A 19315-nucleotide genomic window follows, 5' to 3' on the forward strand; every position below is an offset into this window, starting at 1 on the left:
AACTCCTCCTGTGGTCTTGCGCGGGGGTCTCGCGGGGGCGCGGCGGCCTCCGGTCAGAGGGTCACTGTAGGGAGCGCGGCGGCCCAAGCGGTGACAGGCGGCTTAAGACACCGCCGGGACACATGCGCCAACGCGCGTTTCCGAATTCCTCACCGCGCGGGGCCGGGCGTGGCCTGTAATCGGGGCAGCGCGGCCCGCCCCCATCAGGGAAGCAGGCCCACAGGAGGAAGCCCATGACCGATCCCAATGCCCCCATCAACCGCGACCCGTCCATCGCCGACGAGCCGACCGACCCCGTGCAGGAAGACCGCACCGTCACCGCCGAGGAATTCGAGCAGGACGACCGCGAGCCGACCGACGCCGAGTTGCGGCCCGTGGGCGGCGCGAGCATCACGGGCGCGGGCACGATGGACTACTCGCTGCCCGAGGACGACGACCCTGCCAACCAGGACGCCCAGGCCAACGCCGACCAGATCCGCGACGTGGCCGAGGTCGAGGCCGACTTCCCCGTCTCGGGCGAGGTGTCGGGCGGGCGCGTGGGCGAGGGCGGCAGCGACGCGCTGGCCGGAGCGGGCGTGGTGTACGACGACGGCATCGACCCGGACATCCGCACCGAGATGATGGACAACGCGGCGGCCTACGGCACCGACTTCGTGCCCAACAACGTGAACGACGAGCCCGCCTTCGACGACGGGGTGCCCGGCAGCTTTTCGGATTTCAGCGTGATCAGCACCGACAACACCGAGGGCACCACCCGCCTCGCGGACCCCAGCCAGGACGCGGGCGGCGAGGTCAAGGGCGCCCGCGTCGCCGGGTCCGGCGGCATCGACGGCGGCCCGCCCCGCACCCGGCCGCTGCCGGGCACCGAGGAAGACGCCGACGCGTAAGCCGTTGGGGACAACAGCGAGGGGTGGGAGGCGCCACGTGTGCCCCCACCCCTCACCCGTTGCGCTTACTTGTTCTGCGACAGCCGGTCCAGCACCAGCTTGCTCACGCTCTTGAGGGTTTCGAACACGCCGCCGCCGTTGTGCGCGGTCGCCTCGAAGAGAATCAGTTCCTTTTTGGGGTCCACCACCGCGCGGATCATCTCGGTGGGCAGTGCTCCCTCGATGTCGCGTTTGTTGATCTGGAGGACGATGGGCACGTCACGCACGTCGATGCCGTGCTCGGCGAGGTTCTCGCGCAGGTTGCGCATGCTCTCGGCGTTGGCCCGCAGGCGGTTGGGGGACGAGTCGGCCACGAAGACGATGCCGTCCACCCCGCGCAAGATCAGCTTGCGGCTGGCATTGTAGAAGACCTGTCCTGGCACGGTGTACAGGTGAAAGCGCGTCTTGAAGCCCTGCACGGTGCCCAGGTCCAGCGGCAGGAAGTCGAAGAAGAGGGTGCGCTCGTCCTCGGTGGCGAGCGAGACCATCTCGCCGCGCAGGTGGCCGGGCACCTTGGAAAAGACGTGCTTGAGGTTGGTCGTCTTGCCGGACATGCCGGGGCCGTAGTAGACGATCTTGCAGTTGATCTCGCGGGCCGCGAAGTTGATGGTGCTCATGCTGTGTCTCTCCCTCCCTTCCCTTAGCCGAACAGGTCGTCGAGCAGGGCGTTGGCCCCGTTCGAGAAGTCGTCACTGAACTGCACGGGCGGCGCGGCCTCCAACTCGGTGAGGATCGCCGCGACCTGCGCGATGGTCTTCTTGGTGTGGACCTTGACGCGGCCCAGCGGCACCGACACGTCGAAAATCAGCGTGAGCAGCGCGGAGTCGCCCACCGACTCGACGTACAGGGTGCCCTGCTCGCCCTGGTGAATCTGCTCGCTGAAGGTGCGCTCGCCCAGCATGTTCGCCAGGGCGGCGGTGGCGGCGGCGTTGGAGGCGACCAGGGTGGCGACGCTGTCGAGCGCGGGGGGCCGGGGCGCCCACAGCGCCTCCTTGTGCGAGAGCACGAAGCCCTTGCGGTCCACCAGCAGGCAGTAGCGGACGCCTGTGGCGCCCAGCAACTCTTCCAGATGCTGGTCGACCCGCTCGAACGCGTCGCCGTACAGGGCGAGAGAAGGTTCAATCATGTCCCGGCGAGTGTACGGGGGTGGTTCACACGAACTTCTGACAACGGGGGCCGCTCAGCTCTCCACGCCCTGCCGGAACGCCGCCCACGTCGCGGCGTCGCGGGGCAGGCCCCCCTCCTCCGTCCAGATCCAGTAGGGCGTGTAGAGGCTGCGGGCGGTGAGGACCTCGTCGCGGAAGATCTCGGCGCTGACGCCGGTATGCAGCAGCCCGCTCGTCTCGAAGCGGCGCAGCACCCCGGAGCGGTCGTAGGGCACCCGCCGCAGCTCGGGCACCCAGCCCCCCGGCGCGGCGGTCAGCAGAAGGTACTGGGCACGGGGGTCGCCGTCCATCGGGGTTCCGGCGGCCCCGGTGTTCAGGACGAGGACCCCGCCCCGCTCGGCCCGCGCCGGGCGGTGGATGTGCGACCCGACCAGCACGCCCGCCCCACCCGCCAGCTCGGCCACCCGCCGGGGGTCGGTGCGCTCGCTGAGGCTCTCTCGGTAGTCGGCGGGGGTGCCGTGGGCAACGAGGACGGGCGGGAGGCCGGGTACCTCCAGGGTGCGGGTCATGGGCCAGTCCCCCGGCACGTCCAGCAGTCCGGCGCGGTCCAGCTCGGTCGCCGTCCAGTCGGTCGCGCCCCAGAAGGGGTCGGTGAACCAGTCGCCCGGCAACGTCTCCGAGCGCCCGTGCCACAGCCGCACGAGGTCGTCGTGGTTGCCCAGGGTAAAGGTCACGTCCTCCCGCGAGAGCAGCAGCGAGAGGGCCTCCACCGAGTCCGGCCCCCGGTTCACCACGTCGCCGTTGACAAGGACATGCTCGGCCCCCTGCGCCCGCGCGTCGGCCAGCACCGCCCGCAGCGCGTCGGCATTTCCGTGAATGTCCGCGATGACGGCGAGGCGCACAGGGAGCATTCTAGGGCGAAGGGCCAGCGCTGGGCGCTCAGCGCCGCAGGGCTTCCAGCGCGGCCTCCAGCACCGGGTCCCGGCCCGCGAGGATGTCCGCCACTTCCGGCCCGGCGCGGAGGTCCGGCTGCACCCGTCCCGGCAAGGGGACCTGGCCGTCCGGCGTGGCCCGCGCGGCGGTCAGGCGCAGCACCGAGGGGCCGGGCAACGCGAAATCCCGCGCGAGGGTGTTCAGCAGGCCCCGCGTGGGCAGGCCGACCACCGTGCCGCCCGCCTGCTGGCCCCAGTAGGCGAGGAGTTCGCCGCACGACGCCGTGTCGGGCGAGACGAGGAGCGCGAGGGGACCATTCCAGCGCGGCCACGCGCGGGCGGCCTGCGCCTGCGGGGTGGTGCGCCAGTTGTAGATCGCCGCCCCGCTGCGGCCCACGCCGATCAGCCCCACCCGGTCCCCGGCCAGCACCTGCGCCGCCGCGAGGCACTCGTCCAGCACGCCGCCGGGATTGTCGCGCAGGTCCACCACCAGCCCGGTCGCCCCCCGCGCCGCCGCCTGCCCCACGGCCTCGCGGAAGGCGGCCCCCATCCCGACCTCGAACCATTCGGGTAGGCCGACCACCGCGACCTTCCCCTCCCAGCGCAGGGTGGGCCGCAGCCGGGGGTCGAGGGGCGACGGGGACGGGTCGGGGTGCAGGGCGACGTTCCACAGAAGCTGCGTGTGTCCGTCGCCCAGGGCCGCAAGCACCCCGTTCACGGCGGCGCGGCCCTGTCCCTCGGGGCAGCGGGCCTGCCCCCCGCAGCGCCGGACGAGGTCGGCCCTCTCCTGGGTGAGCAGGCGGTCCACCTCGCCCATCCGTGGCCCGGCGTAGTGGGTCCGCAGCAGCCCGGCGGCGGCGTCGTAGAGGGCAAAGGCGTCCACGGGAGGCGGGCCGCCCGTGCCCCCCGCTCCGGCCAGCCCCAGGGTCAGCAGGCCCGGCAGGGCGAGGGCACGGCGCAGGTGGGGACGCATCGTCCCCAGGGTACGGCGCGGCGGCCCCGAACGTTCCGCCCCGAAAGGGCTGGTGACTGCTGAAGGCTGGCCCCTGACCGCTCTATGCTCCCCCCCATGATTGACGCGCTGGTCGGAAAGACGCCGCTCGTGCAACTCGGCCGGGTGACCGAGCCGGGCATGGCGGACGTGTTCGTGAAGCTGGAGGGCCTGAATCCCGGCGGCTCCATCAAGGACCGCACCGCGCTGGGGCTGGTGACCGACGCCGAGGAACGCGGCGTCCTGAAGCCGGGCGGCACCCTGGTCGAGCCCACGAGCGGCAACACCGGCATCGGGCTGGCACAGGTCGCGGCGGCGCGGGGGTACCGGTTGATCCTGTGCATGCCCGCCCAGATGAGCGAGGAGCGCAAGCGCACCCTGGAAGCCTACGGCGCCCAGCTTGTGCTGACCGACCCCGAGCGCCGGATGCTCGCCGCCATCGAGGAAGCCGAGCGCATCTCCGCCGAGACGGGCGCGGTGATGCTGGGCCAGTTCTCCAACCCCGCCAACCCGCAGACCCACGAGCGCACCACCGGCCCCGAGCTGTGGGAGCAGATGGAGGGCCGCATCGACGCCTTCGTGTACGGCTCGGGCACGGGCGGCACCATCAGCGGGGTGGGGCGGTTCCTCAAGCGGCAGGACCCGGACATTCAGGTCATCGCGGTGGAGCCCGCCCGCAGCAACGTCCTCTCGGGCGGCGAGCGCGGCGAGCACGGCTTTCAGGGGATGGGGCCGGGCTTCATCCCGCCCAACCTCGACCGCTCGGTGATCGACGAGGTGATTCCGGTCTGGGAGGAGGACGCCTATCCCCTGGCCCGCCGCCTGGCCCGCGAGGAGGGTGTGTTCGTGGGCATGAGCAGCGGCGCGATGGCGTGGGCCGCGCTGGAAGTGGCCCGTCGCCTGGGGCCAGGGAAGCGGGTGGCGACCATCGCCTGCGACACCGGGGCGCGGTACCTCACGACCAGCCTCTTTCACCCGGACCGGCCGGGGACGCCCAAGGGGTATAAGGCGTACTCGCGCGAGCGGGTGGAGGAGTAGCCCCTGGCGGCCAGCTTCCAGCCGCCAGCCGGAACTGAAAAAGCCCCAGCCTGAGCCGGGGCTTTTCTGTTGCTGGCCGCTGGCCGCTCGCCTACCGCCTCCGCCCCCCGAACATCCCGATCAGGTCATTCAGGGCGTTGCCGTCCCCGTCGCGGTCGAGGACGTTGTTCAGCGTTCCCACCATTCCGCCGAGGTCGCCGCCCATCTGTCCCGTGCCGGAGTGGCCGGGGTGCCCCAGCGGGTTGCCCATCGGCGGTTGCGCCGGGGTGTGCGTGTAGCCGGGGATGACCTGCCCGCCGCCCATCCGCCCGGCCTGACCCTGCCCGTACCCGGAGCCCTGGTCCTGGCTGCCCCCCAGCATCCCGCCGAGGCCGCCGCCCATGCCGCTCCCCGCCCCGGCCATGCCGCCGCCGAGCAGGCCGCCCAGGATGCTGCCGATGTCAATGCCGCCCATGCCCCCGGCCTGCCCGCCGGGAAAGCCGCCCGTCTGTCCCTGCCCCACCCCGCCCTGACGGCGGCGGCTGAGGTAGGCCAGCACGAGGGGCGCGGCCATCGAGAGCAGTTGCATGGCAAGCTGCGGGTCGATCCCGGCGCGGCGGCTGACCGCCTGCGCGGCGGCCTGCTGCTGCCCGCCGAAGACCTTGCCCAGAATCCGCTGGCCCTCGTAGGGGTCGGGGGCCTGCCCCTGCCCGAAGAGGTCGAGGGCACGGCCGTCGTGCTGGTCGAGCGCCCCGGCGAGCGACTGGGCGCCCTGGGGGTCCTGGGCGTTGCGGGTCATCGCGCCGAGCAGCAGCGGAATGGCCGCCTCCATCGCCGCCTCGGTCTGCTGGGGCGAGGTGCCGAGCCGCTGGCCGAGGGTGTTCTGGGCCTGGCCCATGCCGCCGAGCATATTGAAGATGTCCATCATGGTGGTCTGCCTCCTGTGGGTGAGTGGGGAAGTGCGCCCGCAGGCTAGGTGCTGGCCCTAGCGCGGCGGGAAAGGAAGGGTTGAGGGTTCCTTGCTCCTTCCCGGCCCTGTGCGCGGCCATTACCAGACGGTCTGCACGCGCACCCCGAAGGCCGGGCGGTCCAGCCGGGTGGTCAGGGCCGCCGTGTGGGCGCCCACCCGCAGGGACGCGCCCGCGTAGAGGCTGCCGTCGTAGCCCAGCAGCGCCCGCAGCGGGCGGCCCTCGCCGGGGCGCAGCGGGAGGGCATAGACCCCCTCGGCCCAGCCCCGCCGCGTAACCACGTCGTACTCGGCCCGCAGGCGCAGATAGTCCAACGGCAGCACCTCGGTCCCCAGGACCAGCGACCCCGGCAGCGCCCGCGCCCAGACCTCGCCGTAGCCGCCCAGCGCGAGGGCCACCGCTCCCAGCGGCCCCGCCGTGCCGTACCCGCCCGCCACCGTCAGCGGCCCGCCGACGTGGTACGCGAGGCTCGCGCCGCTGTAGCTCGCCCCGCCGCGCAACAGGTTCAGGCCCAGCACCCAGTCCCCCTGCCGCCACAGGAAGCGGGTGTCGCGCACGCCGCCCTCCCAGCTCAGGCTGAACGCGCCCGACCCCACCAGTTCGTGGGCGGCGGGGTTCCACAGGGTCGGCGCGGTAACCGGGGCGTCCCCCGTGCCCAGGACGCCCAGCCCGGCTCCGGCCAGCAGCGCGGGCACCCGCAGGTCCGCGCCCAGCGGCGCCCGCCACGGCAGCAGCCAGTCGTCCCAGGGCGAGGCCAGCGGCCCCGGCAGGGCGTGGGCCTCGCCCGTCACCCCGAAGGTTCCGGCCACGGCGCAGGCGTAGTGGAGTTGCGCGTGCCGCCGCACCCGCGCGTCTTGCAGGTAGAAGGGATAGGCCAGGCAACCGCCGCCCGGCCCCATCCCCGGCACGTCCCCGCCGGGCCAGGCCAGTTCCCGCGTCAGGCTGGCCGGGGTCAGGTCCACCAGGGCCGCGTGCGTGCGGGTGTGCGAGCCGATCTCCCAGCCCGCCCCGCGCAGTTCCTCCAGTTGGGCCACCGTCAGGTATCCCGGTTGGCCCACCCGCTCCCAGATGGGATAGACCGTGCCCGGAACGCCCAGGGCACGCAGCACCGGAAAGGCCTGGGTATAGACACTCTCGAAGCCGTCGTCGAAGCGCAGCGAGGCCGTCCGGGCCGAGGCGGGCAGCCGCAGGGCCTCGCTGCTCGTCACGAACAGGTAGCCCGAGGCCCGCAGCGTCTCCACCCGGCGGCGCAGTGTGGCGGGGTCGATCTCCAGCGTCACGCCGCCGCCCCCGCCCACCTGGTGATAGACCAGCGGGACGTGTCCGGCCCGCGACCGGGGCAGAATCACGAGGCAGGCGAGGGCCAGCAGCAGAACAAGAATGCGCACGAGGAGCAACTCTAGGCCGCCTCTTCTCTCTGCTGCCTTACCCTGGGACGGTGCCTGCGCCCCTCTCCCCCACCTTTTTTGACCGTGACCCGGTGCGGGCCGCGCGGGAGCTGCTGGGCGCGACCCTGGTGCGCGTGCTGCCGGGCGGCGAGGTGCTCGCGGGCCGGGTGGTCGAGGCCGAGGCCTACGACTGCATCCGCGACCCCGCCTGCACGGCCGGACGCTTTCACGCCGTCCGCACCCTGGCGATGGCGATCCCGCCCGGCCATTGGCTCTTCTGGACAGCGCACGGCCACCCCCTGCTGCAAGTCGCCTGCCGGGAGGAGGGCGTCTCGGCCAGCGTGCTGATCCGGGCACTGGAACCACTGGAGGGTGTCGGCCACATGCTGACCCACCGCCCGGTGACCCGCGAGCGTGACCTCACCAACGGCCCCGCCAAGCTCGTCTATGCGCTGGGGCTGAATCCTGAACAGATCGCCGGGCAGCCCGTCAACGGTCCGGCCCTGCATCTCCTGCCCGGCCCGGCCGTGCCCGACGAGCAGGTCGGGGTCACCGCCCGCGTCGGCTTGCTGGCGGGCAAGACCCTGCCGTGGCGCTTCCTGATTCGGGGGAATCCCTGGGTGTCGCCGGGGGTGCCGAGCATGGAGCTGTGAGGGGAAGGGAGTGGGGGCGTAGGCGTTTGCCCCATTGCCCCCTCACCCCGTTGCTTCGCAACGCCCCTCTCTGCAAGCAGCTCTACGAATCCCACGGGGGGAGAGGGGGAACAGCGCCCAAGCTGAAGCCTCTTCGAAAACGAGCACAGCGGACGCCGCACAGGTGTGGGCGAACGGCCCTCGCACCGCCTTCCCCACGTCGGCTCGCGCAGCGAGACGGTGGCCGCAGATGGGCCGCATCAAGATCAAACGTTACAGCCGAGGACCACGCCCACCAGCGCCGCCCGTCTGCCCTTGCCAAGCGCAGCGCCGCTCCCCCTACCCCCCCTGGGGGTAGGGGGCTGGGGGGTGGGGGCAAATCGCAATCAAGATGCCCTGCCCCCGCCCACAGCCCCACCCGCTACCCTCCCCCCATGCCCCCCACGCCCGCCGCCCTCCGAGCCCTCGCCCACCGCACGCTGACCCGCCAGCCGTCCATCCAGGCCGCCCTGAACGAGATGGGTTTCCTCCAGGCTGACCCCATCCGCGCCCCGGCCCGCGCCCAGGACCTCACGCTGATGCAGCGGGTGCGCGGTTACCGGGCCGGCGACCTCGAACGCCTCTACACCACGCTCGACGCCGAGGAAGACATGCTCCCCAACTACGGCTTCGTGCCCCGGCGGGTGCAGGCGCTGCTCCACCCGCGCGAGGTGGGCGAGACGCGAATTGAGCGTGAGCACCCGGAGCTTTTGGACGAGGTGCGGGCGCTGCTGCGCGAGTCGGGCGAGTCCGGTGAGTTGCACCCCCGCGAGGTGGCCGCGCGGCTGGGCCGGGGCCGGGTGGCGAATGCCTGGGGCGGGCAGTCGGCGGCGAGCACGCGGGCGCTGGACGCCCTGCACCACCGGGGCGAGGCCCGCGTGACCCGCCGGGTGTCGGGGGTGCGGCTCTACGGTCCGGCCCCCCACTTGGCGGCCCTGCGCGAGCGGCCTCTCTCGCTGGAAGAGCGGCTGCGCGGCGCCGTTCACCTCCTCGCCGCCCTGTATGCCCCGCTGCCGGAAGCGAGCCTGGGCTACCTCGTCAGCCTGTCGGGCTTCGGGCTGCCGCACCTGCGCTCGGAGCTCCGGACGGCTTTTCGCCGGGCTGTCCGGGAAGAACTCCACGGGGAGAGGGTGGACGGCCTGCGCTACGTCTGGCCCGCCGAGTGGGACGTGTCGGCGCCTGCCACTCCGCGCGGCGTGCGAATCGTCGGCCCCTTCGACCCCCTGGTGTGGGACCGCCGCCGCTTCGCGCACCTGCACGGCTGGACCTACCGGTTGGAGGCGTACACGCCCGCCGAGAAGCGGCAATTCGGCTACTACGCCCTGCCCGTCTTTCAGGCCGAGCGGGCGGTGGGCTGGGCCAACCTGCGGGCAGAGGGCGGCGAGCTGCGGGCCGACCTGAACTTCGCCCCCGGCGTGCGTGAAACGGTGGCGCTGCGGCGCGGGCTGGAGGCAGAACTGGGGCGCTACCGGCGGTTCCTGGGCCTGGAGGGCTAACCCTCCCCGTGCCATCCCGCCGTCACCCGTGCCAACGCCTCCCGCACGCCGCTGCCGGGATCGCGCCCGACCTGCGCGGCCGTCGCCAGCACGTTCAGGGCGAGGCCCGCCCGTTCCTCCGCCCGCCACTCGGCCTCGCTGCGGCGGACGCCGTGGGCGGCAAGTTCCGCGAGGTACGCCCCGCGCAGCCGGGGGCCGAGGCGGGCGCGGTCCGAGGCGTCCAACCGGACATACAGCAGGTGGGCGAGGTCCTCTCCCAGCGGCGCCGCGTGCGTCTGCCCATAGTCGATCAGGATGGGCGACCCGTCCGCCCGCGACCACAGCACCTGCCCGGCGTGGAGGTCTCCGTGCGCGAGGGTGACGCCGCGTGTGGCAGCCAGGAGGGCGGGGAGGGCCTCGGCCGCCGCCCGCACCGCCGCCCCCTCCCCATCCGTCCAGTCCGGGGCGACCCTGACCCGCCCCGCCCGCCGCACCGCCCGCGCCGGGTCCCAGCCCCACTCGCCGCACAGTTCGGGCCTCTCCAGCCAGAAGGCATGATGACGTGCGAGCAGCCGCGCGATCCGCTCCAGTGCGTCCTCCCGCTCGGCGTCGGTGGCGAAGGCCCCCCAGCCCGTCGTCGCGTCCGTCAGGTCCTCGGTGACGAGGTGTGCTCCCAGTCGCGCCGGGTCGCTCGCCGCGTGCCGGAAGCGGGCATGCGGAACGGGCGAGAGGGGCGCGAGGTCGCGCAGGTAGGCCGCCTCGCGCCCCAGCCGGACGTAGGCCCGCTCGTCGCGCCAGCCCGCCGGGAGGTACTTCAGGAAAAGGGGGCTGGATCCGCCCGCGTACCGCGCGAAGGCCGCTCCCTCCCCCACCCACGCCTCGCGCAACTGGCGGCGACCGGGAAAGGCGGCCCGCAACTCCCCCGGCCACACCCGCGCCGAGCGGGCGGGACCGGGGCCGGAGAGCCGCCGCAGATCGCCTACGAGGGCCGCCAGCCTCACGCCAGCAGCGAGAGCACCCCGGCCAGCGTGCCCCCGGTCAGGGCCGCGCCCACCATGAATGCGCCCAGGCACCCCAGCCCACGGGGACGCCGCGCCTGGCGGTAGTGCCCGCCCCCGACATAGCGCCCCCGGTGGCCGCTGCTGTGGCTGGTCAGGCCGCCGAGAAAGCCGCCCCGGCGGTGCCCGCTGCTGTGGCTGTGGCCCAGCATCCCGAAACCCCGGCGACCGTGGCTGTGGCTATGACTGCGACCGAAGGAAAAGGAGCCGCCTGAAAATCCGCTCATGCCCCAGGGTACGCGGCGGCGCGGGAAGAAGTTCCGCCCTGCGGGTGTCGGTGACTTCATGGCGGCAGATGGGGAGTCGCCGCGTATGATGGCCGATCATGACAGAGCGCAAGTATTTCGGCACCGACGGCGTACGCGCGGTGGCGGGCGAATTTCCGCTGACCCCGGCCTGGGTGATGACCCTGGGGGCGGCGGCGGGCGAGGTCTTCAAGCGGCGCAATCCCCGCGCCAGCGTGGTGATCGGCAAGGACACCCGCCAGAGCGGCGACATGCTGGAAGCCGCCCTCGCGGCGGGCCTGACCAGCCGGGGCGTCACGGTGATTCACGTGGGGGTGCTGCCCACCCCCGGCGTGAGCTACCTCACCCGGCACCTCGGTGCCGACGCGGGCGTGGTCATCAGCGCCTCGCACAACCCCTACCAGGACAACGGGATCAAGTTCTTCGGCCCCGGCGGCCAGAAGCTCAGCGACGCGACCGAACTGGAGATCGAGGCCGCCATCGACGAGGTGGCCGCGCTGCCGCCCGTCACGGGCATCGACCTCGGCTCGGTGACGAACTATGCGGAGGCCGAACGCATCTACATGGGCTTCCTGCGGGGGCACGCGCCCGACCTCACGGGGCTGCGGGTGGCGATGGACTGCGCGAACGGGGCCGCCTACCGGGTGGGGCCGAAGGTCTTTCAGGCGTCGGGGGCGGACGTGTTCGCCGTCTACACCACCCCCGACGGCCGCAACATCAACCGGGGCTGCGGCTCGACCCATCTGGAGCACCTCCAGCGCCTTGTGCGCGAGGGGGACTACGACCTTGGCGTGGCCTTCGACGGGGACGCCGACCGCGCCCTGTTCGTGGACTCGCGCGGCAACGTCGTCCACGGCGACCACATGCTGCTGCTGGGCGCCCGCGCACGGGGCGAGGCGGCGGTGGTGACCACCCTGATGGCGAACATGGGCCTGGAAGTCAAGCTGAAGGAGGCGGGAGCCCGGCTGGAGCGCACCGCCGTGGGCGACCGCTACGTCCACGAGCGGCTGCACGAGCAGGGCCTGACCCTGGGCGGCGAGCAGAGTGGGCACATGCTTTTCCTCGACGTGTCGCCCACCGGGGACGGCGTGCTCACCGCGCTGCTGACCCTGGGGCACATGCGGAAGCTGGGCACCACCCTCGACGCTCTGCACGACGACCTCGTGATGTTTCCGCAGACGCTGGTGAACGTGCGCGTGGCCGACAAAAAGGCCATCTCCCGCGACGGGAGGGTGCAGGCCGCCGTCGCCGAGGCCGAGGCCCGCCTGAATGGCCGGGGCCGCGTCAACCTCCGCCCCAGCGGCACCGAGAACCTGATCCGGGTGATGGTCGAAGGCCCCGACGAGGCCGAGATCCACGAGGTCGCCCGAACGCTGGCGGGCGTGGTGGAGGCGCGGGGGCAGGGGGGCTGACTTCATCGCGGTCAGGAGACCCCGGGCGCAGCCTCGGGGTCTTTCTTTGTGGGCTTTTCGACAGGCCGTGGCGATTGGCTCGCAGTCTGGAACCGTCACCTTTTTAAAATAGAGATGAAGTCGAGTTGAGACTGTCCTCACGAATGGCCTTCCCTTCCCGCGTCACCCCTGGAGACCCCTGCCTCATGCCTGCTGCCCTGCGCCTGACCCTCTGCCTTGCCCTCGGCCTGACCGCCTGCGGCACCCCGGCCCCGTCACCCGGTCCAGTGACGCCCCCGCCCGTCACGGCCCCGGCGGCTTCGGTCACGGGGCTGCGGCTGGACACCTCGGCCCTGGACCTTACGGTCGGTGCCCAGCGGCGCGTGCAGGCGACGGTGGAGGGCACGGGCAGCTTCAACCCGGCGGTCACCTGGGCGAGCGACCGCCCCGGCGTGGCGAGCGTGGATGGGCAGGGGCAGGTCAGCGCCGTGGGGGCCGGAAGCGCCAGCATCACGGCGACGAGCGTGCAGGACCCGTCCCGCCGGGCCAGCCTGACGGTGACCGTGTCGGCCCCCCCGGCCCCCGTGCCCGGTCCGGTGGCTCCCACCGTCTCGGGGGTCACCCTCAGCGAGCCAGCGCTGGGCCTGACCGTGGGCACGGTTCGGTCGGTCACCGCCACGGTGCAGGGCACGGGCAATTTCAATCCGGCCGTCACCTGGACCACCTCCAACCCGGGGGTGGCGGGCGTGGATGCGGCCGGGCGGATCACCGCCGTCGCCCCCGGCACCGCGACCGTGACCGCGACCAGCGTGAGCGACTCCAGCCAGCGGGCCAGCCTCACCGTGACGGTCAGCGCCCCAGCGCCCACCGCCAGCGTGACGGGGGTGACCCTGTCCCCGGCGAACCTCAGCCTGACGACGGGCGGCAGCCAGACGGTCACGGCGGCGGTACAGGGGACCGGCAGCTTCAACCCGGCTGTCACGTGGTCGACCTCCAACTCCAGTGTGGCGGGCGTGGACGCGGGGGGCCGGGTCACTGCCGCCGCTCCCGGCCAAGCCACCATTACCGCCACCAGTGTGGGCGACCCCAGCCGCCGGGCCAGCCTCACCGTGACCGTCAGCGCCCCGGCGCCCACGGTGACCGGGGTCACCCTCAGCCCCGCCTCCCTGACCCTGACCACGGGCAGCAGCCAGCCCGTCACCGCGACCGTGCAGGGGACGGGGAACTTCGACGCGGCCGTCACGTGGTTCACCTCCAATCCCGGCGTGGCGGGGGTGGACAGCTCGGGGCAGGTCAGCGCCGTGGCCCCCGGCACCGCCACCGTCACCGCCGTCAGCGTGGGCGATTCCAGCCGGAAGATGGCCCTGACCGTGACGGTCGTGGCCCCGTCCCAGCCGCCCACCCCCCAACCCACCACGGACCCCTTCGCCATCACGGTCGTCTTTCCGGACGGCACCCTGCTGACCCCCGCGCAACAGGCCGCCTTCACCGGGGCAGCGGCCCGCTGGTCGCAGGTGATCGCGGCGGGGCTGCCGGATGTGGCGGGCGTGCAGCTTTCCACCGGGGCGCGGGTCACAGTGGACGACCTGACCATCGTGGCGAGCAGCGTGCCCATCGACGGCCCCGGCAAGGTGCTGGGACAGGCCGGGCCAAGGCAGGTGCGGCCCGGCACCAGCCTGCCCCTCTGGGGCGAGATGCAATTCGACTCGGCCGACCTCGCGGGCATGGAGGCGAACGGCACCCTGACCGGCGTGATCCTGCACGAGATGGGCCACGTGCTGGGCCTCGGCACCCTGTGGAACAAGTTCCTGGCGGCCAACGCGGCCTCCTGCACGGCCGCGACCCAGGTGCAGTACACCGGGGCGGCGGGCCTGCGAGAGTACCGGGCGCTGGGCGGGCTGGCCGCCGCCGTCCCGGTCGAGGACAGTTACGGCGAGGGCACCAAGTGCGGCCACTGGAAGAAGTCCGTCTTCGGGGCCGAGCTGATGACCGGCTTCGTGGGCCGGGGCCAGATGCCGCTGAGCCGCCTCACGCTGGGGGCGCTGGCGGACCTGGGCTACAGCGTGAACTACGCGGCGGCGGACGCCTACGCCATGTCCAACGTGGCCGCGCAAGGGCTGGAAACCTTCCCCATCGTCGAGCGGCTGATCACGCCGGACGGGCTGGTAGGCGAGCCGCTGCACGGGCACTGAGGCGGAAAAGACTTACGAGTGGGCCAATTCGCGCCGGAAAAAGGCCAGCAGCCGCCGCTCCACCTCCTCTTGATGGCTCTCGTGGATGTAATGGTCGCCGTCCAGCTCGACCAGCTCACTGCGGGCGCCCGCCGCGCTCAGGGCCGCGTGCATTCGCCGGGCCTGCGAGACCGGGACCTCCCCATCCTGCCGTCCATGCAGGTGCAGAAAGGGGGCCGAACGGGCCGAGGCGTGGGTGACCGGACTCGCCCGCACCGCCAGGTCGGGCCGCTCGGCCAGCGGTGCCCCGAACAGCGCGAAAGGTTCCGGCCCAAACCCCATGGCCGGGTCGAGGAAGTCCATCACCCCGCAGACGTTCCCGACAGCCTGCACCCCGGACGACGCGCCCGGCCAGCCCCCCTCGGTGCCCTCCAAGTCAGGCGGCCCGGCGGTGGTCCCCAGCAGTCCGGCGAGGTGCCCCCCGGCGCTGACGCCCCAGACGCCGATGCGCTCCGGGTCGATGCCGTAAGGGTCGGCGTGGGCACGCAGCCACCGCACCGCCGTCTTGACATCGTGAAGTTGCGCGGGGAAGAGGGCGCCTGGGGCCAGCCGGTCGTCCACACTGACGGTCACGAAGCCCGCCCGCGCCAGAAACACGTTGGCGACCGGCCACTTGCTGAACATCCTCCAGGCGCCCCCGTGCAGGTGCATCACGGCGGGCCGCCGCTCAGAAGTTTTCTCACGGAGCCGCAACAGGTCCAGCCGCAGCCCGTAGGTGGTGAAGGGCAGGTCTTCCAGGAGTTCGAGGTCCGGGGGTGGGAAGGCGGCAGACTCCACCCCACCACCCTATCCGCACGGCAGGCTGGGCCGCCCTCCCCTTCCCTACCCCTCCGTACAATGCCCGCATGACCCCCCCCTCGCCCGATACGCTCGTGCTCATCGACGGACACGCGCTGGCGTTCCGCTCCTACTTCGCGCTGCCGCCCCTGAGCAACAGCAAGGGGGAAGCGACCCACGCGATTCTGGGCTTCCTGCGCCAGACGCTGCGGCTCGCGCGGCAGGCCAGCAACCAGATCATCGTGGTATTCGACCCGCCCGGCGGCAGCTTCCGGCACGAGCAGTACGACGGATACAAGTCGGGCCGCGCCCAGACGCCTTCGGACCTGCCCGGCCAGATTCGCCGCCTGCGTGCCCTGGTGGACGCGCTGGGCTGGCCCCGGCTGGAGGAACTCGGCTACGAGGCCGACGACGTGATCGCCTCGGTGACCCGCATGGCCGAAGGCCGGGGGCTGCAAGTCCGCATCGTGACCTCCGACCGCGACGCCTACCAACTGCTTGACGACCACGTGCGCGTGATCGCCAACGACTTCTCGCTGATCGGCCCGCAGGAGGTGCTGGAGAAGTACGGGGTCACCGTGCGGCAGTGGGTGGACTACCGGGCGCTGACGGGAGACGCCAGCGACAACATCCCCGGTGCCAAGGGCATCGGCCCCAAGACCGCCGCCAAGATTTTGCAGGAGTACGGCACCCTCGACGCCGCGCTGGAGGCCGCCCGTGCGGGCACCTTGGAACCGAAGGGGACCCGCGAGAAGCTGCTCGCCTCGGAAAAGGACATCTATTTCAGCCGCGACCTCTCGTGCATGGTCACCGACCTGCCGCTGAAGGTCGAACTCGGCGTGCCGCGTGGCCCCGGCGATCCCGACCGCCTGATGGAGTTGCTCGACGAGCTGGAGCTGGTGTCCCTCAAGCGCGAGGTGCTCGCGCTGGGGCAGAAGGAGGCCGACTCGCTCGCGGCCGCCGCCACTGCTGCCCCTGAAACTGGAGCCTTCGCCCCACCCCAGACCGAGCCGTGGCGCACGCCGGGGCCGGACGTGACCTGGGGATACGTCCTCTCGCGCGAGGACGACCTCACCGCCGACCTCGTGGCGGCGGCCACCTTCGACGGCGAGGTCGCCCGCGTCGCGCCGACCGAGGCACGCACCCCCCCGCCCGGTGCGCTGCCCGCAGCGGAGGCGCCCGCTGAACCCGCGCTCCTCCCGGAAGCGCCCCGGACCAAGGCGGAGCAGAAGGCGCTGGAAAAGGCCGCCCGCGCCGCCGAGAAAGCCTCGCAGCGCCTAGCGGCCCTTTATCCCCCCACCGTCTCCGACGCCGAGTTCATCGGGCAGCGGTCGGTGCGGGCGGCGGGGGCCAAGGCGCTCGCGGCGCACCTCAGCGTGCGCGGCACGGTGGTGGAGCCGGGGGACGATCCCCTCCTCGTCGCCTACCTGCTCGACCCCGCCAACACGAACATGCCCACCGTCACTGAGCGCTACCTGCGCCTCTCCTGGCCCGACGACGCGGCCACCCGCGCCGCGATCACCCACCGCCTGATGGCCGACCTCCCTCCCCAGCTCGACGAACCCCGCCGCAAGCTGTACGGGGAAATGGAACTCCCCCTCTCGGCGGTCCTCGCCCGGATGGAGGTGCGCGGGGTGCGGCTCGACAGCGCCTACCTGCGCGGCCTGTCCATCGCCACGGCCGAGCGCCTCGCCACCCTGGAGGCCGAGATTCACGGGCACGCGGGCCGCGAGTTCCCCATCCGCAGCCGCGACCAGCTCGAAACCGTTCTGTACGACGAGCTCGGCCTCGCCAGCGGCAAGAAGACCAAGCTGACGGGCAAACGGAGCACCGCCGTGTCGGCCCTCGAACCCCTGCGCGACGAGCACCCCATCATCCCCGCGCTGCTCGAATACCGCGAGCTGGAGAAGCTGCGCGGCACCTACCTCGATCCGCTGCCCAACCTGGTGAACCCGCAGACCGGAAGGCTTCACACCACCTTCGCGCAGACGGCGGTGGCGACCGGGCGGCTGAGCAGCCTCAATCCCAACCTCCAGAACATCCCCATCCGCTCGGAACTCGGCCGCGAGATTCGCAAGGGCTTTATCGCGGACGACGGCTTCGTGCTGATCAGCGCCGACTACTCGCAGATCGAGCTGCGGCTGCTCGCGCATATTGCCGAAGACCGCCTGATGCAGCAGGCCTTTCAGGAGGGCGCCGACATCCACCGCCGCACCGCCGCGCAGGTGCTGGGGCTGGATGAGGCGACCGTCACGGCCCAGCAGCGCCGCGCCGCCAAGACGGTCAACTTCGGCGTCCTGTACGGTATGAGCGCCCACCGCCTCAGCAACGACCTGGGTATTCCCTACGCGGAGGCCGCCACCTTTATCGAGGTCTACTTCAGCACCTACCCCGGTATCCGGCGCTACATCGACCGCACGCTGGAATTCGGGCGCGAGCATGGGTACGTCGAGACGCTGTACGGCCGCCGCCGCTACGTCCCGGAGCTGAAGGCGTCCAACCGCACCCTGCGCGAAGCAGGCGAGCGGCTGGCGTACAACATGCCCATTCAGGGCACCGCCGCCGACATCATCAAGCTGGCGATGGTGCGGCTCGACCGCGAGCTGGAGGCGCTGGGCGCGAGGCTGCTGCTGCAAGTCCACGACGAACTGCTGATCGAGGCCCCCGAGCACCGCGCGGGGGAGGTCGCGCAACTCACCCGCGAGGTGATGGAGGGCGCCGCGCAACTCAGCGTGCCGCTGGCGGTCGAGGTCGGTGCGGGGCCGAACTGGTACGACACGAAGTAGGGACCACTCGAAGGGGGCGAGGTTCAGGGCAGCAACACTCCCTGAACCTCGCCCCTTCAAGGGTTCAAAATCAGCGCCGGGCCGTCAGACCTTCACGAACTCCTGCACGCCCAGCACGAACATCACCGCGCCGCCCACCGCGACCTCCACCGGGTCGGACGCCATGCCCTCGCCGCCCTCGCCCATCGGCACGCCGGGGGTGACGAGGCGGGTGCGGGTGCGGCAGGTCTGCTGAACGTGGCGCTTGAGTTCGTCCATGCGGGTGTCGGGCACCCCGATCATCAGGGTGGTGTTGCCCTCGCGCAAGAAGCCGCCCGTGCTGGCGAGCTTGGTGACCTCGAAGGCGTTTTCCGACAACACCCGGATCAGCGCGGCGGCGTCGGCATCCTGAATCACGGCGAGCACGAGCTTCATGAAGCCCAGCATAACAGAGGCCCCGTCACCCCCCGGTCAGCGGCCCCAGCAGACATGAAAAAAGGCCTCCGCAGTGGGAGGCCCGGGGAATCAGGGGAAGGTCAGGCGACCTGCTTCTTCTTGCCGGTCGCGGGGGCGGCGGGGGCCTGCTCCTGCCCCAGCGCCTGCGCTTCCTTGAGGCGGAAGATCACCAAGCTGCCCACGAAGGTGCAGGTGATCATGCCGTGCGCGTTCAGCAGCGACAAGGCCGCCATCACGTCGTCGCGGGTCATGCGGAGCTGGTCGCTCATGTACAGGGCGCTGTCGGCTCGGCCCTCCAGGTAGTCGCGCACCCGCTTGGCATCTTCGGTCAGCGGTGTGGCGGGCACGTCCGCGAGGCCGGGGTCGGCCAGGCCATACACGGCGCGGGTCCCGGTGCCGGGCAGGCGGCGCACCCGGCCCTGGTCGAGCAAGCTGGCGAGAGCGGCCCGCAGGTGCGACAGGGCCAGGCCGGTGGTCTTGGCGAGTTCGGTCTCGACCCATTCGGGCTTGCTTTCCAGCGCCTTCAGGACGAGCTTTTCGTTGGCACGCCGGGTCTCTTGCAGGTCTTCGAGGGTGGGGGGGTTAAACATGCGCTATCCTCCGGAAAACCAGAGCGGACGGTCAGGCCCCTCCGGCAGTGAGTCGGGATCGTGGACTCGGTACAAGTGCGCAGGGCGCAACTTTCCTATTGTGACAGATCAGGCCCTCACCTGGATGAGGCAAGCTGATCTGGCCTTGAACCGGTTGGCGGACAGAAAGCTTGGGCGGCCAGGGCAGCCCGCGGTGGTCAGTTCGGTCTCCAGCGTACCCCTCCGCCATCTGACCACCGTGAGAGGGGCCACTGGGCGGCTGAGCATTTCTTGACAGGGCGGGGGCAGGTGCTGGCCGCCCTGCCGTGGAGATGAAGTGCCCGGTTGA

At 72.0% G+C, this 19315-nt stretch carries 18 protein-coding genes; 7 read left to right on the plus strand and 11 right to left on the minus strand.

Features of this window, described 5'->3' with window-relative positions; translation table 11 throughout:
- Positions 1-233 precede the first annotated feature (233 nt).
- Positions 234-887, plus strand: a complete 654-nt coding sequence (locus tag L1280_RS09820) for a hypothetical protein (protein ID WP_253582013.1) — start codon at positions 234-236, stop codon at positions 885-887.
- 65 nt (positions 888-952) lie between these two features.
- Here L1280_RS09820 and L1280_RS09825 read toward each other — a convergent pair whose 3' ends face one another.
- Genes L1280_RS09825 through L1280_RS09840 form a run of 4 tightly spaced genes read right to left on the minus strand, consistent with a single transcriptional unit; the run spans position 953 to position 3937 of the window.
- A complete protein-coding gene (locus L1280_RS09825) occupies positions 953-1543 on the minus strand; it encodes an ATP/GTP-binding protein (protein WP_104991269.1) in 591 nt (196 codons plus the stop codon).
- Positions 1544-1566: 23 nt separating this feature from the next.
- Positions 1567-2052: a roadblock/LC7 domain-containing protein gene (locus tag L1280_RS09830; RefSeq protein ID WP_104991270.1), complete on the minus strand. Its 486-nt coding sequence runs from the start codon at positions 2050-2052 to the stop codon at positions 1567-1569.
- A 54-nt stretch (positions 2053-2106) separates the two neighbouring features.
- The gene (locus L1280_RS09835) at positions 2107-2943 is read right to left on the minus strand and encodes a metallophosphoesterase (protein WP_253582015.1); all 837 of its coding nucleotides are present in this window, start codon (positions 2941-2943) and stop codon (positions 2107-2109) included.
- Positions 2944-2971: 28 nt separating this feature from the next.
- Positions 2972-3937 carry a S41 family peptidase gene (locus L1280_RS09840; protein WP_253582017.1) on the minus strand — a complete coding sequence of 322 codons (966 nt, stop codon included), beginning with the start codon at positions 3935-3937 and terminating at the stop codon, positions 2972-2974.
- Positions 3938-4033: 96 nt separating this feature from the next.
- Between L1280_RS09840 and cysK the strand changes: the two genes are divergently transcribed.
- Complete coding sequence (gene cysK / locus L1280_RS09845; protein WP_253582019.1) at positions 4034-4993, plus strand: cysteine synthase A; 960 nt, start codon at positions 4034-4036, stop codon at positions 4991-4993.
- Positions 4994-5084: 91 nt separating this feature from the next.
- Here the strand turns inward: cysK and L1280_RS09850 are convergent, their stop codons facing one another.
- Positions 5085-5900: a DUF937 domain-containing protein gene (locus L1280_RS09850; protein WP_253582021.1), complete on the minus strand. Its 816-nt coding sequence runs from the start codon at positions 5898-5900 to the stop codon at positions 5085-5087.
- Positions 5901-6020: 120 nt separating this feature from the next.
- Positions 6021-7328 (minus strand): polysaccharide deacetylase family protein, encoded by a 1308-nt coding sequence (locus tag L1280_RS09855; protein ID WP_253582022.1) that lies wholly within the window; start codon positions 7326-7328, stop codon positions 6021-6023.
- Between the two features lie 50 nt (positions 7329-7378).
- On the opposite strand from L1280_RS09855, the gene L1280_RS09860 reads away from it, so the two are divergent.
- Together L1280_RS09860 and L1280_RS09865 are read left to right on the plus strand one after the other, a co-directional pair.
- Entirely contained in the window at positions 7379-7981 is a 603-nt protein-coding gene (locus tag L1280_RS09860) for a DNA-3-methyladenine glycosylase (protein ID WP_253582024.1), read from the plus strand.
- 413 nt (positions 7982-8394) lie between these two features.
- A complete protein-coding gene (locus L1280_RS09865) occupies positions 8395-9495 on the plus strand; it encodes a DNA glycosylase AlkZ-like family protein (protein WP_253582025.1) in 1101 nt (366 codons plus the stop codon).
- On the opposite strand, the gene L1280_RS09870 is transcribed toward L1280_RS09865, so the two are convergent.
- Positions 9492-10475 (minus strand): phosphotransferase, encoded by a 984-nt coding sequence (locus L1280_RS09870; protein ID WP_253582026.1) that lies wholly within the window; start codon positions 10473-10475, stop codon positions 9492-9494. The genes L1280_RS09865 and L1280_RS09870 overlap by 4 nt on opposite strands.
- Positions 10472-10759 (minus strand): hypothetical protein, encoded by a 288-nt coding sequence (locus L1280_RS09875; RefSeq protein ID WP_253582027.1) that lies wholly within the window; start codon positions 10757-10759, stop codon positions 10472-10474. The genes L1280_RS09870 and L1280_RS09875 overlap by 4 nt, the downstream gene beginning before the upstream one ends.
- Positions 10760-10857: 98 nt before the next feature.
- On the opposite strand from L1280_RS09875, the gene glmM reads away from it, so the two are divergent.
- Together glmM and L1280_RS09885 are read left to right on the plus strand one after the other, a co-directional pair.
- Positions 10858-12189: a phosphoglucosamine mutase gene (glmM, locus tag L1280_RS09880; protein WP_253582028.1), complete on the plus strand. Its 1332-nt coding sequence runs from the start codon at positions 10858-10860 to the stop codon at positions 12187-12189.
- Positions 12190-12374: 185 nt separating this feature from the next.
- Complete coding sequence (locus L1280_RS09885; RefSeq protein WP_253582030.1) at positions 12375-14360, plus strand: Ig-like domain-containing protein; 1986 nt, start codon at positions 12375-12377, stop codon at positions 14358-14360.
- A 12-nt stretch (positions 14361-14372) separates the two neighbouring features.
- Here L1280_RS09885 and L1280_RS09890 read toward each other — a convergent pair whose 3' ends face one another.
- Entirely contained in the window at positions 14373-15176 is an 804-nt protein-coding gene (locus L1280_RS09890; protein WP_253582031.1) for an alpha/beta hydrolase fold domain-containing protein, read from the minus strand.
- Between the two features lie 68 nt (positions 15177-15244).
- Here L1280_RS09890 and polA point away from each other — a divergent pair, with 68 nt between their 5' ends.
- A complete protein-coding gene (gene polA, locus L1280_RS09895; RefSeq protein ID WP_253582033.1) occupies positions 15245-17962 on the plus strand; it encodes a DNA polymerase I in 2718 nt (905 codons plus the stop codon).
- A gap of 84 nt (positions 17963-18046) precedes the next feature.
- On the opposite strand, the gene L1280_RS09900 is transcribed toward polA, so the two are convergent.
- Together L1280_RS09900 and L1280_RS09905 are read right to left on the minus strand one after the other, a co-directional pair.
- Positions 18047-18376, minus strand: coding sequence for a cyclic-di-AMP receptor (locus tag L1280_RS09900; RefSeq protein WP_104992031.1), 330 nt, complete (start codon positions 18374-18376; stop codon positions 18047-18049).
- Between the two features lie 101 nt (positions 18377-18477).
- Positions 18478-18987 carry a transcriptional regulator gene (locus L1280_RS09905; RefSeq protein ID WP_253582034.1) on the minus strand — a complete coding sequence of 170 codons (510 nt, stop codon included), beginning with the start codon at positions 18985-18987 and terminating at the stop codon, positions 18478-18480.
- Between the last annotated feature and the right edge of the window lie 328 nt (positions 18988-19315).

Origin of the sequence: Deinococcus sp. HSC-46F16 (assembly GCF_024171495.1) — a bacterium.
GTDB lineage: Bacteria > Deinococcota > Deinococci > Deinococcales > Deinococcaceae > Deinococcus.

What these genes read in the sequence shown, in the direction of transcription:
- L1280_RS09820 (WP_253582013.1), top strand. Translation starts at nt 234, where the DNA reads ATGACCGATCCCAATGCCCCCATCAACCGCGACCCGTCCATCGCCGAC.
- L1280_RS09825 (WP_104991269.1), bottom strand. Translation starts at nt 1,543, where the DNA reads ATGAGCACCATCAACTTCGCGGCCCGCGAGATCAACTGCAAGATCGTC.
- L1280_RS09830 (WP_104991270.1), bottom strand. Translation starts at nt 2,052, where the DNA reads ATGATTGAACCTTCTCTCGCCCTGTACGGCGACGCGTTCGAGCGGGTC.
- L1280_RS09835 (WP_253582015.1), bottom strand. Translation starts at nt 2,943, where the DNA reads ATGCTCCCTGTGCGCCTCGCCGTCATCGCGGACATTCACGGAAATGCC.
- L1280_RS09840 (WP_253582017.1), bottom strand. Translation starts at nt 3,937, where the DNA reads ATGCGTCCCCACCTGCGCCGTGCCCTCGCCCTGCCGGGCCTGCTGACC.
- cysK (WP_253582019.1), top strand. Translation starts at nt 4,034, where the DNA reads ATGATTGACGCGCTGGTCGGAAAGACGCCGCTCGTGCAACTCGGCCGG.
- L1280_RS09850 (WP_253582021.1), bottom strand. Translation starts at nt 5,900, where the DNA reads ATGATGGACATCTTCAATATGCTCGGCGGCATGGGCCAGGCCCAGAAC.
- L1280_RS09865 (WP_253582025.1), top strand. Translation starts at nt 8,395, where the DNA reads ATGCCCCCCACGCCCGCCGCCCTCCGAGCCCTCGCCCACCGCACGCTG.
- L1280_RS09875 (WP_253582027.1), bottom strand. Translation starts at nt 10,759, where the DNA reads ATGAGCGGATTTTCAGGCGGCTCCTTTTCCTTCGGTCGCAGTCATAGC.
- glmM (WP_253582028.1), top strand. Translation starts at nt 10,858, where the DNA reads ATGACAGAGCGCAAGTATTTCGGCACCGACGGCGTACGCGCGGTGGCG.
- L1280_RS09885 (WP_253582030.1), top strand. Translation starts at nt 12,375, where the DNA reads ATGCCTGCTGCCCTGCGCCTGACCCTCTGCCTTGCCCTCGGCCTGACC.
- polA (WP_253582033.1), top strand. Translation starts at nt 15,245, where the DNA reads ATGACCCCCCCCTCGCCCGATACGCTCGTGCTCATCGACGGACACGCG.
- L1280_RS09900 (WP_104992031.1), bottom strand. Translation starts at nt 18,376, where the DNA reads ATGAAGCTCGTGCTCGCCGTGATTCAGGATGCCGACGCCGCCGCGCTG.
- L1280_RS09905 (WP_253582034.1), bottom strand. Translation starts at nt 18,987, where the DNA reads ATGTTTAACCCCCCCACCCTCGAAGACCTGCAAGAGACCCGGCGTGCC.